The organism is Bartonella sp. AA18HLJMS (assembly GCF_042197245.1).
Lineage (GTDB): Bacteria > Pseudomonadota > Alphaproteobacteria > Rhizobiales > Rhizobiaceae > Bartonella.
On sequence record NZ_JBHIRP010000022.1, the window covers coordinates 1 to 15,878 of the forward strand.

Here is a 15,878-nt window from a genome sequence, read left to right on the forward strand (position 1 = left end):
ATTCTCAAAAGAGAACTTTGGCGTAAAAATACACAAAACAATACAGATTGCCCCCGCTTTGCACTATTCATGAAGCATGATTTAAAAGAACTTCATGGAACCGCTAATAAATCCACTCAAAACAGCCACTGCCCTATAACGCTTTTAACAAAAGCACATGCCTCTGTGACCCAAAAAGTGACATCCAAAAACTGCTTTATTTTACAAAAACCACTTTATTTTAACTGCTGAAGATCTCTCCCCCACATTTCTATGGAAAAACCTCTAAACAAAACTGTTTAGCCCGTCAATGGTTAATACATCAATATCCCCAGTTTAATGCTACAATATATTTATCAATAATTAGAGATAAATTCACTCTCCAGCTCCTCTAAGCCACTCAACACGCATATAAACGAGACATCATCCTATCAAGCACATCCTGTCGTCAAAAACCATCATAGAAAACAATAAGAAATCTCTTTTAAAACTTTCTACTCAAATAGGCAAAACTCTCTGTACAGCGCATTAAGCAACCTTTCTCCAAAGATAATGATCTAAACAGAAGAGTTTTGTCCAGTGCTGTCAGTGTTGTCAGTTCTTTTTAGAGCCTATATTATTTTTTTAAATGAGAGAAAATTAAAAACATTATATTTCAATATGTTAGTATTTTAATGATACAACCTATATCGACAATACAACCTTAAATACAATCCATAATATATATTTGTCAGTTTGTGTCAGAAAATTAAACTGACAAAATAGACTATTTTAGTGACTCATAAAACCTATCAAAATACTCATTATGATATCTTAAAAGCACATAGTTCATTTGTCTTGATGAACACGTGAAACGAACAGCAAAATTCACTATTTTGCTGATTTTACCTCATGTCATAGGCTGTGGATAAGTAACCTTTAATAAAATTTCTTTTTAAGCAGGTTGTGGGTCTTTAGCACCCTTTTTTTATTTTATTATTGCTATTTGTTTTAAATAGATCTAGCAGATTCTATTTAAAGTTTTTTGACATCGATAGATCAACGCTTATAAAGCGGTGGGGTTTTATTATAAATGCTTCAATCTCATAACAAACCACTGACATTACGCTCTCTGTTACAATCCTACCGTGATCATACAGAAAGTGCGCGCGATAGAGGAACTTCTTTTGAAAAGTTTGTAATTGCTTATTTGACGCAAGACCCTCTACAATGCCAAGAATATGAAAAGGTTCAAACCTATTGTGAATGGGCAAAAGAGCATGGGGAAGATGGGCGTGATATTGGCATTGATCTGGTTGCTAAAATTCGTGATGAAGAAGGATATGCCGCTATTCAATGTAAGTTTTATAGTGCAAATCATCAGATCAAGAAAGAAGATATTGATAGCTTTATTGCTGCCTCGGGAAAAAAGATCTTCACACGCCGTATTCTGGTTGATAGCACCGAAGGTAATTGGAGTAACAATGCCGATCTCACCTGTGAAGGACAAGGAGTCCGCATTCAACGGATTAATCTTTTCGATCTGGAAAACAGTCAAATAGATTGGTCAACCTTTGAAAGCAAAGGGGAAGCTACTCTTAAGAAAAAAGAAGCGAAAAAGCTTTTAGATCATCAACAAGAAGCGCTTAAAGCTGTTTGTGACGGTTTACAAACAGCAGACCGTGGCAAGCTGATTATGGCGTGTGGAACGGGAAAGACCTTTACCAGTCTGAAGATAGCAGAAGCTCTTGCTGGTCAAGGTAAACGTGTTTTATTCCTTGTCCCCTCTCTTTCTTTAATGTCACAAACAATAAGAGAATGGACAGCAGATACAGCAATACCCTTGCGTTCCTTTGCGGTGTGTTCTGATACACAAGTTGGCAAGCGTCGTAAAGCCCAAGATGATGCTGCCGAACTCGATGTCTCGGATCTCGCTCTACCAGCAACAACAGATTCTCAAAAGCTTGGAGAAAAAGCCAATAAGGTTTCTCCTGATGCCATGACAGTGGTCTTTGCTACCTACCATTCGATTCAAGTGATTTCGGATGCGCAAAAGAAATATGCTTTACCGGAATTTGATCTGATCATTTGTGATGAAGCACACCGTACCACTGGAGCTGTGTTAGGAACAGACAAGAGTGAATCTGAGTTTATCAAGGTTCATAATAATAGCCTTATTCGGGGAAAGAAACGTCTGTATATGACAGCAACCCCTCGTATCTTTAGTGATAATGCCAAAAAACAAGCTAATGAGATTGATGCCGTTCTGGCTTCTATGGATGATGAAGAGCTTTATGGAAAAATCCTTTATTCTTATAGTTTCTCCCATGCTGTAAAAAATGGACTTTTAACGCCTTACAAGATTATCGTTTTAGGTGTTGATGAAGGAGAAGTGAGTAAATCTATCCAGCATCTGATGACAGATGAGAATTATGAACTTATTCTTGATGATAGAACAAAGATCATGGGTTGTTATCAAGCTCTTACCAAAATGGATCTGAAAATTGATCTTGGAGATGATACAAGACCCATGCATCGGGCTTTGGCTTTTTGTAGAGATATTGATACTTCTGAACGCATATGTAGAACATTCAACGATGAAGAAGTTAAGAAAGATTTACGTGATCTTCATGAAAACCATAAAAATATTCCCCCTCTTAACTGTCAAGTAGATCATATTAATGGAAAATCTGGTGCCAAAAACCGTACGATAAAACTTGATTGGTTGAAAGAAGATGCGGGTGAGAATGTCTGCCGTATATTAACCAATGTACGCTGCCTTTCAGAAGGTGTTGATGTTCCTTCCCTTGATGCGGTTATGTTTTTACACCCGCGTAAAAGCCAAGTGGATGTGATACAAGCAGTGGGACGTGTGATGCGTCGTGCAAAAGGCAAAAAGATGGGCTATATCATTTTGCCGGTTGGTGTTCCTGCTGGTGTTTCACCAGAAGAGGCATTAAAAAACAATAAGAGATACAGTGTTGTCTGGCAAGTTCTCAATGCTTTGCTTGCCCATGATGAGAATTTTAGTAAAACCCTTAACCAGATGGTCTTAGGACAAGACGTAAGCTCTATCATCGACATTGTTACAGTTTCTAAAAAGACCGAATTAGAGAATGTCACCACGGTTATTGACGAAATCACGCTTCACGAAAAATCAGAAAAATCCGGACTTTGTATTGGGACACAAGCTCATGAACCGCAACATAGTCATAGCGTAACAGGAAGATTACCCTTTTTTGTTGAGTTTCCCAATGCTCTCAAAACACTGATTGTTAAAAAATCTACTATGAGTGATTATTGGGGCATTTGGGCGAACAATGTTGCTGAGATTGCACAAAACCATATCACACGCCTTCAAACTCTGCTTTCTGATCAAACAAGCGGAGCTTATCATGCCTTTGATGCGTTTTATAAGGAATTAAAAAACAACTTAAACAGTGAGATAAAGCAAGAAGAAGCGATTGAGATGTTAGCGCAACATCTTGTGACGCGTCCCGTGTTTGAAGCCTTGTTTGAGGGCAATGAATTTGTACAAAACAATGCCATTTCGCAAGCAATGGAAAAAATCTTAACAGAACTCGATAAAACCAATATTGAGGAAGAATCCAAAGAATTACAAGAGTTTTATGACAGCGTAAAGTTCCGTGCCTCTGGCATTACCGAACCACAGGCAAGACAAAATCTTATTATCAAACTTTACGAAGATTTTTTTACCAAGGCGTTTAAGAAAACCACGGATAGGCTTGGGATTGTTTATACCCCCGTTGAGGTCGTGGATTTTATCATTCATTCTGTTGATGATGTGTTGCGTAATGAGTTTGGAAAAAGCTTGGGGTCACGTGGAGTTTCTATTCTTGACCCTTTCACTGGAACGGGGACCTTTATCACAAGGCTTTTACAATCAAAGCTCATAAAACCAGAGGATATGGAATATAAGTTCCGTCATGATATCCATGCCAACGAGATTGTCTTACTAGCCTATTACATAGCAGCCATTAACATTGAATCGACTTATCATAGTTTGAAGAAAGGAGAGTATATTCCTTTCAAACATATTGGTTTAACCGATACATTCCGGATGCTTGAAAAACAAGATCTGATGAGAGGTTTACTAGAGAAAAACAGTGAATATTTAGAACTTCAGAAAAACCTCAATATTGAAGTTATCTTTGGTAACCCTCCTTATTCGGTAGGTCAAAAGAGTGAAAATGATAATGCAAAGAATACTCCCTATCCCATATTAAATAAACGTATTAGTGAAACTTACGCTTCTCAATCTAAAGCAAATCTTAGGCAAGCGCTTTATGATAGTTATATTCGTGCTATCCGTTGGGCTAGTGACCGTATTGATAATGCTGGGGTAATTGGGTTTGTGACAAATGCGGGTTTTGTAGATACTAAATCCATGGATGGTTTACGAAAATGCCTCGTTGAAGAATTTAGCAGCCTTTATATTTTCCATTTACGGGGTAATCAACGAACTTCTGGAGAACTTTCTCGAAAAGAAGGTGGTAAAATTTTTGGTTCTGGATCTCGAGCCCCTATAGCGATTTCCGTTCTCGTAAAAAATCCAAATGCACAACAGCGTGGTAAGATATATTTTCGTGATATTGGAGATTATCTCACGAGGCAAGAAAAGCTTACGATAATCGAGTCCCTTGGTAGTATTGATGGCATTACACGAAGTAAACAAGGTTGGAAAATAATTATACCGGATAGGCATAATGATTGGCTTGGTCAACGTGATGACAATTTTAAAGCATTTTTATCCATAGGTTATAAAAAAGGGCATGGTAAAAAGCTTTTTAATACTTATTCCTGTGGTATTTCAACCAATCGTGATGCTTGGGCATATAACTCAAGCCGTGAATCTTTAGCAAAAAACATGAGTTATATGATTGCTTTCTATAACAGTGAAGTAGGACGTTTTAACAATACCTATCCACATACTGAACGTAAAGTACGTGTAAAGGTTGTAGATGATTTTGTCGATACAGATGAAAGCAAGATAAGTTGGAGTAGTAGTCTGAAAGAAGAGTTTGTAAAAGGAAAGTTTTTTGAATTTGAAACTACATGCCTCATTCAAAGTATTTATCGTCCATTTACGCAGCAATGGCTTTACTATAGTCGTATTTTTAACCATAGAGTTTATCAAATGCCCTGTATATTCCCCATGGGAAAAGCGGTTGAAAATAAAGTAATAGCAGTTACAGGTATAGGAGCAAAAAAAGACTTTTCTGTACTTATGACTAAAGATATACCTAACTTGGATTCAATAGAAAAAAGTCAATGTTTTCCACGTTATATTTACGAAGACACTAGGGTTGCAAAAAGTAAAGGTGAAAAACAGTCATATTTGTTTGCAAATGCTACAGAAGACAGCAAAACAGCTGATTTACAGAGGAGTGATGCCATTACGGATGAAGGTCTAGACTATTTTAAAGCAGCTTATCCTAATGAAACCATAACAAAAGATGATCTATTCTATTACGTTTACGGTTTGCTTCATTCGGAAGATTATCGTGCTCGTTATGCTGATAACCTCTCTAAAGAACTGCCTCGTATCCCTTGTGTAAAGAGTGCTGGTGATTTTTGGAAGTTTGTAACAGCAGGACGTGAATTGGGTCATTTGCATGTGAATTATGAAACTGTAGAACCTTATCCTGTGACCTTTAAAAAGGGTAATCCAAAACAGACAGAGATCTCTAATCCCGAAAAGTTTTATTATGTAACTGAAATGAAATTCGCAAAAATTAAGAATAGTAAGGAAAAGGATAAATCAACTGTTTTTTACAATAGCAATATCACAATAACAGATATCCCTCTTGAAGCTTATGAGTATATCGTCAATGGCAAGCCCGCTCTTGAATGGGTTATGGGGCGTCAATGTGTTAAGACTGATAAAAAGAGTGGTATTGTGAATGATGCCAATCGCTATGCTGTTGAAACCGTTGGCAACCCTGCCTACCCTCTAGAGTTATTTCAAAGGGTTATTACCGTAAGTTTAGAAACAATGAAGATTGTTAAGAACTTACCCAAATTGGTATTAAGAGAAACTGAATAACTTATAAAGATGCTCATATAATGGGTATGATAAACGCATAAGGGGTATAGAGCTTATAACTATAATCTATACCTCTTTTGTTAAGTTGATTAGATACAATCCTAATATGCGTTATTCTAAAAATAAGGCTTTGTACTTTTAAATACTCTTATTTGGATTGCCTTTAAAAGATTAAACCGTAATCTAAAATGATAGCTTTATCCTTTTCAAAAGCTTTGTTTAAAGAGGGTTATGTATATTCATTTTCTTATATTACTTATAGGTTTTGAATGTTTCTACCCCTCCCAAAACCCTTACAAAACATAGAGCATTAGTTGAATTTATAGGTTGTACTATTGATATAGGTTGTTTTTTGAAAAATTGATAAAAAATAACATATTGAAATATAATGACTTTTATTTTTTATTGAAAAATATGTAAAGGGGGGCGTAAAAAGCACCTCCAAAACTCATAACCATAATGGTCTTGATAGCATTTATTATGATTATAATCCCTTTCTTTTGAAAGGCTTTAAAAGATCACATACTCTCATAAGACATGTTTTAATCATTCACTAAATGATCACTTTTGTCGATTCAATGTACTGACATAAACTGACAAATATATATTTACAGTTGTATTTATTTGTTATGGCTGTTTTAATAAGTTGTATTTTGAAAAATTGATAAAACTTAACTTATTGAAATATAATGATTTTAATTTTCTCTCATTTAAAAAAAATGATATAGGTTCTAAAAAGAACTGACAAAAATGACAAAAGTTTATTAAAAGGGATTTTGCTCATCTCTATAATTATCAGTTTCTATTGAGATGTTTTCATAACAGTCTATAAATCGTAATTATCCTATTTATCATTTCTCTTATGAACATGAAAAATGATGCCATGGCTATAAAGAACATAACAACTATAGAGAAAGCAAAAATGCAAATGAAAGCATTTGTTTATAAAGACAGTCCCTATAAAGGCTGTTAAGTCTAAAATGTATTATTAAAAGAAATTAACAGAAATCTTAAAAGCCATTTAGTGACAAAATTGATAGGTTATAAAGTTTAAAATACGCATAATGAGAGCGTTTCTAAATATTATAAATGTATAGATTCAGAAAATAACGCAATCGTTTAATAAAACCTATAATATAGCTTTAAAAGCACATAAATATAAAAGAAGCAATTAATAAGCATAAGATATTATCAATACACAACGTATTTAAAAAATACAAAAAAACATCAAAAAAGTTTATAAATTAATTGACAATAAATACGTATTTTGTTACATAAATAACCAAGTGATGAAAACACTTTCGAATAGCGAATAGGTTGCGAAAAAACCTTTTCCATTTCTTTTAAAACACTGACTATCTTTTATGCTGTGATTAGCATATATAGTGATTTTGTCGGGTGTAGCTATGCCATACAATACCCTTATGGGAAAAGCATAGCAACGGACTATTCGCCGTGTTTTCAGCACCCGATGCTCTTATAGGGTGTCAATTGAAAACTAATTTACGAATAGGTGTAAAAATGAATTCTATTGTTAATACAGAAAAAACATCTCCAAAATACGAATTTATTGATGATTGTGAATATATTGATGGTCATTTCTTAACTCGAATTAGAGCCTTAAGAGATTTTGATGATGTCAAAAAAGGCGATTTAGGGGGGTATATTGAAAATGAAAGCAACTTATCTCATGAAGGTAATTGCTGGGTGTATAATAAAGCTCGGGTCTTTCAAAATGCACGCGTCTTTGGAAATGCTAAAGTAAAAAGCTTTTTTGTTGATGTCTATGGTAATGCTCAAATTTATGGGAATGCTATTTTTGAAGGTATGACATTAAAGGACAATGCAAAGCTGTCTGGTAATGCGCATGCTAACAACGCCGTTGTAATTGAAGGCAATGCACAAATTTATGATAACGCCCGTGTCACTGATCATGCTCATATTTCCGATAATGCTGTCATTTGTGATGATGCTCATGTCGGAGGCAATGCAAAAATAAGTGGCTCTGCTTACATTTGTGATGAATCACGTGTTTTTGATGATGCCGTTATTTGTGATGCTCTTATCTCTGGTTCTTCATATATTCATAGCAATGCCTCTTTAACAGCTAATGAAGATATCTGTGATGATGCATATCCTGAGTTTGGTAGCGAAGATGATTATTATCGTCATGAGTATTATGCTGATTTTGAAGGGTATTATGGCGATGATAATGACAGCGAATATGAAAGTGATGCTGCGTAAATGACACGCGCGGGCGCGGCGGGGGCGCCCTCCTTTAAACATCTCATTTAAAAATTTAAATCTCTATAAAGGAATTGTGCTCATGCAAAAGAAGTTTGCACTCACAAATGAAACGCGTGTAATTAATAATCATACCCTTTATCGCATTAAAGCATTAAAAGACTTTGCTGATGTTAAGGCTGGTGCCTTGGGTGGCTTTATTGAAAAGGAAGATAACCTCTCTCATGATGGCAATTGCTGGGTGTATGATGAGGCTCTTGTGTTTAAAAATGGTCACGTTTATGAAAATGCAAGAGTTTTTGGCAATGCTGTCACTTGTGGTCATATCTATGGTCATGCGCGGGTTTATGACAATGCTATCATTGCTGGCTATGTTTATGATAATGCCCATGTTTATGGCAATGCTGTTATTTCTGATAATTCCCATGTTTATGGTAATGCACATGTGTATGGCAAGGATATTATTTATGATAATGCCTATGTTTATGACAATGCTAGGGTTTATGAAAATGCTCGTATAGCAAATAACGTACATGTTTATGAAAATGCCAATATTCATGGCATTGCTGTTATTCGTGAAAATGTCGGCGGGTCTACTAAAATAAAAACCTATACTGAACGTCTCTCTCCTTATGGTGAATTAGAGATTGTCTGGGTCTAATTAATAAAGCAGCGGCGGGCGCGGCGGGGGCGCCTGCTTTCTAAGCAAATTTTCCATTTCAAATTTTAGAAAACGTTTATCACATTAGATTGTGAGGGTACTCCTATGTGCAAAAAATATGAATTAACCAGTGAAATTAAAAAAATCAAACATGCACTTACTCGAAATATTATAAATCTTTATCGCATTAAAGCTTTAAAAGATTTTGATGATATAAAGGCGGGGTCTTTAGGCGGCTTTATTGAAAAGGAAGCTAATCTATCCCATGATGGCAATTGCTGGGTGTATGATGAGGCTTGTGTCTACGGTCATGCAAGAGTGTATGATGATGCAAAAATACGCCATTTTTCTCAAGTCTGTGGTCAAGTTTATGGCAACGCTGAGGTCTATGGAAAAGCTTTTATCTCTCAATATGCTAAAGTTTATGACCATGCTTTTGTCTATGGCAATGCTCATGTTTATGGCAATATTTATGGGTATGCTCATGTGAATGGTAGTGCCCGCATTCTTGCTGATGCTCATATTTATGATCATGCGCATGTTTCTTATGATGCTACGGTTTTTAGTTATGCACGCGTTTATGGTCATGCCAAGGTTTCTGGCTCGGCTTGTATTTATAGCCATGCAAAAGTTTATAATTATGCTGTTATTAATGGTCGTGCAAAGATTTATGGCAAGGTTTATGGGAATGCTTATGTGAGTGGCTCTTGTGAGATTTATGGCTCTGTTTATGGCAATGCTAAAATCTCATATTGTGCAACGATCTGGGGGCGTGTTTATGGCAATGCAAAAATCAATAAAAAAAGCAAAGTAAGGTTGGTTCCAAAAAAATGTGAGGTGTATGAAAGGGATAATGTTGTCAATATAACTGATAAAACAGAATAAAGAACGGCGTGGGGGGCGTGCTTTCTTTATGGTGTATAAACGCATATAAAATGCATTGCTATAAACATATCATAAAAGAGAGAGTAACATAAAAAAAGCCGTGTCAAATGATATGACGCGGCTTTCAAATAGCGTTTCTTATTGATTAAAATGAATCATCCACAATGGAGTAATGAATGCATATATACAAAACGTATCATATTGCAAGCGCTCTATGAGAGATATGAAAACTTATCAAAAGAAACGTAAATGTGCGTATGATCTTTAATCACTCATTTGAATGAGAGAACCTATAAACGCTTGTTATGGCTATCAAACGTATCAAACAAATCAAAACGCTCGGTAGCTTTATCAATCCAATTAAAAGCAAATGCATATTCAATAAATATCTGCAAAAAACGTTCTTTTTACATTTGGAAGCGTTGGTTTTTACAAAGCAGCTTTTCATAAAACAAATAAACAATTATGGTTTTTTGTTACCATTTTTATCAAGTCAATTTTATTAATAATAGTTATTAAAAAATCACAAAATTAGAATAGCCACTTGAAAATATACCCATATGAGTATATTAATAATCATGAGTAAAATAAAACGTATCATATGGCTTGGTTCTTCACTCAAAGATATAAAAAGTCTTCCTGATCTTATTCAACAAAGGATTGGTTATGCTCTTTATCTTGCTCAGATAGGAGATAGAGGAGAAAATGTTAAGGTTCTCAAGGGGTTTGGATCTGCCAATGTTCTAGAAATTATTGAACGCGATATTCAAGGAACTTATCGCGCTGTTTATACGATACAATATAAAAAATCTCTTTATGTGTTGCATTGTTTTCAGAAAAAATCGACCCGTGGCATTGCAACAGCAAAACCAGACATTAATCTGATTAAAGAACGTCTCAAGTTAGCAGAACAATTAGAAGGGAATTAAAATGATCAATGTTTTTCACGGTAGTTCCAATGTTTATGCGGATCTTGGCTTTTCAGATTCCAGAGAGATGCTTATCAAAGCGCAACTTGCTCATAAGATTAGTCAAATTCTGAAAGAAAAGAACTTAACACAAAAACAGGCTAGTCAACTTTTGAAAATGACTCAACCAAAACTGTCTAAACTCTTAAGTGGAGAATTTCGAGGAATTAGTGAAATGAAAATGCTTGAGTGTTTGGCAAAATTGGGAAACGATATAAAGATTATTGTTAATCCGAAAGAAGTTAAAACGCTTGAAGGACATTTTGAAGTTGTTTTTTCTTCTTAAACTTCTTTATGATTAGCTTTTTTGGATCTATTCATGCATGGCAATCTTATATAAAAAATAGTCAAATGAATCACGTATAAAAGTGTGGATTCTTGAGTGGATTCATATAAAATAATTACAAACAAACTATTGACTTTATTGTATTTTTGTTTATAATGTCCTTCAACAAGCGTGACCATCCGACGACCGTTTTCAACATCAATGCCCTTCTCATCATTATAAGCTTCAAGATCATTATGATGAATGCCCTCATAAGCAACCCCATCACGCGCCCAATCCGCACTCAGCTCTGTCCAATGAGATTTTGGAAACATCTGCTTGGCTACTTCCAAGGGCTTGCGGTCTACATACCACATGCGTTGTGCATCGGTTAAATTCGGTTGCACCGCTGCACTATCCCAAACCATCTTTAACGGGTCTAAACGCGTAATGACCGGTTCACCATCGAGGCTGTTCTCATAATCAAGCCGTGTATCAGTCCACCCCATGCCGCAGATAACCGCATCTTGGAAAGCATCACTATCAGCGTATTCTGCATGCGCCATGTCCCGAAACCATTCTGCCGCACCGGTAAGCAATTCACTAGGCAATGCCTTCCCTACTTGACGGGGAATAAACTGCACTTCTCGTTTATTGTTACGCTCTGAACCCACAACGGCATTAACCAATGGTGCAATACGATTAAACGTCATAACGGGGCGGCGTTGCTCTTTTAACGCCGCTAAATCAGCCTCATTCCACTGATCACCATTGTAAAATCGAAAATCCTCTCTTGCATGTTCGCGCCATTTATTCACATGCTCCACATCTTCTTTGTACCATCTGACAAGCTTGCGAAATAAGCCTTCTGTCGACAAATCTGATGCGTTACTTTCTTTCTCTAAATGCTCTTCATCATACATCATTCTGCCATCCATGAGGTACTCTCATATTCCGTTCTGCCGCTATAAGCTGGTCGCTTTTGTATCGTCGGAGGTTCTTCATAAGCCACGCACATCAATCCAAAGGCATCTGCCCCATGACTGGACCAATCATGCTCTGCTCCCAAACCAATGCCACGCTTCTCATCCCATTTCTCATGATACCAATTCAGTGCTTTGCGCCCTGCTACGGTCGTCTCTTCATTGAACCAAACTGAAGGTAAAATACGCCGCACCGCCTCTATACGCATCTTAACCGCCCCTGCTCCCTGATTGGGAACAACCTGTGTTTCAAAGCCCGCATCATTTAAAGCACTTTCAAAACTCACATTGTGCACACGGTCTCTGGTCGCACCGTCATGAGGCAAAACCATCAATGCCTTCTCATAGCCATTCTGACGTAACCAGCCTATGTGCTCGGATAATGGCTGTCCCTGTGCTTCGTAATAATTAAGCACTCTAATTTCTCGCCCCACAAACTGTGCTATCCATATCGCCGTGGCATCTGCCTTGGCGCCTGTCCCCCCAATATCCCAAAAAGCACGTATTTGCATTAAAGGGTCACGAGCAACACGCCCTATCCGCCCCTCCTGCTCGGCTGCCAACATCTCTTTCTGATAATAAGCGCCTTGAACCGCTGTAAGATAAGCCCCTTCCCAGATATGCTTATAGGTCTCTGGACGGTTTCTCAGATCATCAAGCCGCGCTTCATTCAAGATCTTGGGAAACTTCGGATTGTCTGACCAGTTGATCTCAACACGCTTGATTGCCTCATTGTCTGAAAAGCGAAACCGCTTCTCAACGGGGGCATTCTCTCGCAACGGGTTCCATGTCACCCATAATTCTGCCCGCCATCCCTCTCCTTCTTCTCGCAAAGTCGGTATAAGCGTTTGCCAAGCCGTCTCTGTTACCGGCTCTGCTTCATCAACCCAACAAAGCAAGATACGCCCCATCGATTTAATGCTCGCAATATTACGGTCCAGACCAGAAAACTGAAAGGCTACGCGACCATCTATCGACTTAATCGACGATTCCCCAACCTTGTAATAGTCCTTTAAAAAGTCGTGCGCTTCAATGGCGCGCTTAATCTCCTCCAATGAACTTTCTGCCAAAGAATTCTGAAACTGACGTGCACAAAGAATGGTCCCCGATATCCCCTGCATACCAAATTGATAGCCTTTTAAAGCAGCCATCAATGCAAATGATCTTGTCTTTCCAGACCCTCGTCCACCCCACGCCGCCCGTACCAAAGCATCCCCATCAAAAATAGGGATAAGTTTTGGTACAATCTTAATCTGTCTTGTCGTCATTCATTGTTAAAGGAGCAATTTCTACACGCGTTATGATCTTAATGGCTCCCCCATCTTCACCTGTTACCTGTAAAGGCAACACCTTACCAAGCAACGCTAAATAAGCAGCGGGGCATTCCATAGCCTGTTTTTCCAAATAAGAAATCAAACCATCCTTGCCAATTTTATTCCCAGCATTCTCAGCAGCCTTAACCACTGCTTCTTTTAAAATGCGCGTCATCTTATTCGGAACGCCTTTGACACGCCCTTGACCTGCCTTTGGGGGTATACGCTTTTTAATGGGTTGTGGAGCCTGCTGTGTATTTTCTGATGTCATAAAATACGCCCTCCAGATAATAAAAAACCCCGCAAATGCGGGGATTCCAAACTGCACTGCCTCTCGTCTAGACACAATACGACAAGTGCCGTATTTGTCATTAAATACGATTTGCTACACTTTGTCAACACTAAAATAACACATATTGATAATTTCAAAGTGAATCAGTTAAACAGATAAAGTGCACATTAAGGTAGACATATAAGGTAGAAATGATGTTTATAAAAAAATCTTTATTTAGAAGCGTATTAATTATCGCACTTTTTACAACGTGTTTTATATCCACTTCAAATGGATATGCTAATTCTGAAGAATCTTCTTCATTTTTTAATAAGTTATTCTGTTCAAAAGTAACCACAGAATTAAAAACCGAACTTCATAATCACCTAATTCATGGAAACGAATGGTGGGAAAAAAGATTCAAAGAAATTAGAATGATAGAAGAAGTATATTTCTTGCATAACATGTCGACTTTATCAAAAGAACGTTTTGAACAACATGTAAATATGATAAGAGAATGGCATGATATACTGTGGGAAAGAAACAATAGTTTTAGCGATTTAACCGGCAGTATGCTACAAAAAATAAGTGCAATAGAGGATCTAAATAAAGCAAAACAATCTAAGAACCATATGGAGGAATCAGAAATTCTGAAAGCCCTTCCTATAATTGAAAAGCGGATAATTGAAAATAAAAGAAAACTTCATAAACTAGATTATGAAAGTGAAGCGTTATATAAGTTTATCATTCACTTTTATTGATAGTTACATAATTTTGCGAAAAATACTTTTGAAGCGCATTAAGAGCAACCTTTAGCGAACTCACAAGATGTAGTAATTCTTGATCTTCACTAACAAGGTACTGTAGCGCTGCATAAAGATTGTACTGTCTATAGAGATGTTGCGCCTCTTTTATTGCCTCGTGAACAGATTGATAATGACGCGTTGCTTTTTCAACCCATTGCTCAAAGCTATTAGGGTCTGAGTTTGTAGAAACATCATCATAAATAGCATTAGGCAAGCCCTTTGCACAAAGGTAATTATTCCTTATCTGTAGATATTGTTGCGCGGCATCATATTGCTCTTGAGTAATCACGCCTTGCAAACAAAGCCGCCCGATATAGGTACCAGAAAGTGGATTTTTTGCCTCCTGTAGCGTTAAACCGAAGCGCTTTGCACGCATTTCTATTGCCAATTTATCAACGGCTTCACGCGGTGCTTTTGCACGTGATATACGTCCGTTTGGTTCTCTTACCTGCCCTGCTATTTTAGGGCGTCCCCTTTTTTTATTTTTTTTCACAGATAACCTCAGGCACCTGTTTAACGTTTTCCCAAATTTTCTCTGAGTTTGACCGTGTCTCTCCACCCAAAATCACTACAAATAACAGTAACACTACTGATATACCAAAGGCTGCTAATTTTTTCCAATCATCATCATCACGTATCATCCACACGAAGATAATGACCATCATTACAATTAGAAAGTCTGATGATATATTACAGAATGTCTCAATCTTATTATTATGTTGTAATGATTTTATCTCTTGCTCTGTAATAGTATAGTTATAAACTGGCTTAGATTTACAGATTGCACTAAAGGTATGGAGCGGCGGCTTATCAGACATTTAAATACCCTCTATTAAAAAGGAACACTGTCATTCATAACGGTATGGGGTGTATCAAGAGGTCTGTAAATGCTTCTGTCATAAGCTGATGACGGCTCTTGATTATCATCATTTTTGCCATCTAAAAGCTTTAACTCGCCTTTGTACTGAGGCAATATGACTTCTGTTACATAGCGATCAACACCGTTTTTATCTTGCCATTTACGGGTTTGTAGTCGCCCCTCGATATAAACTTTGCTGCCTTTATTCAGATACTGGAGTGCTACTTTTGCCAAGTGTGGATTAAACACCACAATGGAATGCCATTCGGTTTTGTCTATTCTTTTATTGGTTGCCTTGTCTGTATAGCTCTCAGACGTTGCCATTCGAAAATTGACCACCTCGATGCCAGATGACATTGTTTTGCTTTCTGGATTAGCACCTAAATAGCCAATTAAAATCACTTTATTAAGCATGTTTGTAAGTCCCATTAAATGATGTAAAGATCATAACATGTTTTATGTGTTTTTACAATGTTTTCAGTTAGCTAATAACAATTATTTAATGTTTTACATTATGTTATAAATCACTAAAGCGTGTAAAATCGGATTGAAAGGCAAGGGGAACGATTCCTGTCGGACCATGGCGTTGTTTTGCTAT

General features: G+C 36.9%; 13 protein-coding genes and 2 pseudogenes. 8 read left to right on the plus strand and 7 right to left on the minus strand.

Going from position 1 to position 15,878, the window contains the following annotated elements; genetic code table 11:
• From ACFINW_RS08805 to ACFINW_RS08835, 7 genes are all read left to right on the plus strand, one after another.
• Nucleotides 1–231 (plus strand): hypothetical protein (locus ACFINW_RS08805; RefSeq protein WP_375674200.1); only part of this gene is annotated, 231 nt, incomplete at its 5' end.
• Nucleotides 232–1,051: 820 nt separating this feature from the next.
• Nucleotides 1,052–6,025: a DEAD/DEAH box helicase gene (locus ACFINW_RS08810; RefSeq protein ID WP_375674202.1), complete on the plus strand. Its 4,974-nt coding sequence runs from the start codon at nt 1,052–1,054 to the stop codon at nt 6,023–6,025.
• A 1,521-nt stretch (nt 6,026–7,546) separates the two neighbouring features.
• Nucleotides 7,547–8,269 carry a hypothetical protein gene (locus ACFINW_RS08815; protein ID WP_375674204.1) on the plus strand — a complete coding sequence of 241 codons (723 nt, stop codon included), beginning with the start codon at nt 7,547–7,549 and terminating at the stop codon, nt 8,267–8,269.
• A gap of 82 nt (nt 8,270–8,351) precedes the next feature.
• Entirely contained in the window at nt 8,352–8,930 is a 579-nt protein-coding gene (locus ACFINW_RS08820) for a hypothetical protein (RefSeq protein ID WP_273791740.1), read from the plus strand.
• Nucleotides 8,931–9,035: 105 nt separating this feature from the next.
• Entirely contained in the window at nt 9,036–9,815 is a 780-nt protein-coding gene (locus ACFINW_RS08825; RefSeq protein ID WP_375674206.1) for a hypothetical protein, read from the plus strand.
• Between the two features lie 578 nt (nt 9,816–10,393).
• On the plus strand, nt 10,394–10,744 hold the full coding sequence (locus ACFINW_RS08830) for a type II toxin-antitoxin system RelE/ParE family toxin (RefSeq protein ID WP_375616946.1): 351 nt from the start codon (nt 10,394–10,396) through the stop codon (nt 10,742–10,744).
• A 1-nt stretch (nt 10,745) separates the two neighbouring features.
• Entirely contained in the window at nt 10,746–11,069 is a 324-nt protein-coding gene (locus ACFINW_RS08835; RefSeq protein WP_015856199.1) for a helix-turn-helix domain-containing protein, read from the plus strand.
• Nucleotides 11,070–11,226: 157 nt separating this feature from the next.
• Here ACFINW_RS08835 and ACFINW_RS08840 read toward each other — a convergent pair.
• From ACFINW_RS08840 to ACFINW_RS08850, 3 genes and pseudogenes are all read right to left on the minus strand, one after another.
• Nucleotides 11,227–11,986: pseudogene (locus tag ACFINW_RS08840) on the minus strand (portal protein); the annotation flags it as partial.
• A complete protein-coding gene (locus ACFINW_RS08845) occupies nt 11,971–13,299 on the minus strand; it encodes a PBSX family phage terminase large subunit (RefSeq protein WP_375637145.1) in 1,329 nt (442 codons plus the stop codon). The gene ACFINW_RS08845 and the pseudogene ACFINW_RS08840, both read right to left, overlap by 16 nt.
• A complete protein-coding gene (locus ACFINW_RS08850; protein WP_375637144.1) occupies nt 13,280–13,615 on the minus strand; it encodes a hypothetical protein in 336 nt (111 codons plus the stop codon). The genes ACFINW_RS08845 and ACFINW_RS08850 overlap by 20 nt, the downstream gene beginning before the upstream one ends.
• 215 nt (nt 13,616–13,830) lie before the next feature.
• Between ACFINW_RS08850 and ACFINW_RS08855 the strand changes: the two genes are divergently transcribed.
• Nucleotides 13,831–14,376 carry a hypothetical protein gene (locus tag ACFINW_RS08855; RefSeq protein ID WP_375627969.1) on the plus strand — a complete coding sequence of 182 codons (546 nt, stop codon included), beginning with the start codon at nt 13,831–13,833 and terminating at the stop codon, nt 14,374–14,376.
• On the opposite strand, the gene ACFINW_RS08860 is transcribed toward ACFINW_RS08855, so the two are convergent.
• The 4 genes and pseudogenes from ACFINW_RS08860 to ACFINW_RS08875 form a co-directional block, all read right to left on the minus strand.
• Nucleotides 14,360–14,914, minus strand: coding sequence for a hypothetical protein (locus ACFINW_RS08860; protein ID WP_375627967.1), 555 nt, complete (start codon nt 14,912–14,914; stop codon nt 14,360–14,362). The two genes, ACFINW_RS08855 and ACFINW_RS08860, sit on opposite strands and share 17 nt — an antisense overlap.
• Nucleotides 14,901–15,239: a hypothetical protein gene (locus tag ACFINW_RS08865; RefSeq protein ID WP_375645013.1), complete on the minus strand. Its 339-nt coding sequence runs from the start codon at nt 15,237–15,239 to the stop codon at nt 14,901–14,903. Before ACFINW_RS08865 ends, ACFINW_RS08860 begins: the two co-directional genes overlap by 14 nt.
• A gap of 14 nt (nt 15,240–15,253) precedes the next feature.
• Nucleotides 15,254–15,694, minus strand: a complete 441-nt coding sequence (ssb, locus tag ACFINW_RS08870; RefSeq protein ID WP_375674208.1) for a single-stranded DNA-binding protein — start codon at nt 15,692–15,694, stop codon at nt 15,254–15,256.
• A 103-nt stretch (nt 15,695–15,797) separates the two neighbouring features.
• Nucleotides 15,798–15,878 (minus strand): annotated as a pseudogene (locus ACFINW_RS08875) (DNA helicase); the annotation flags it as partial.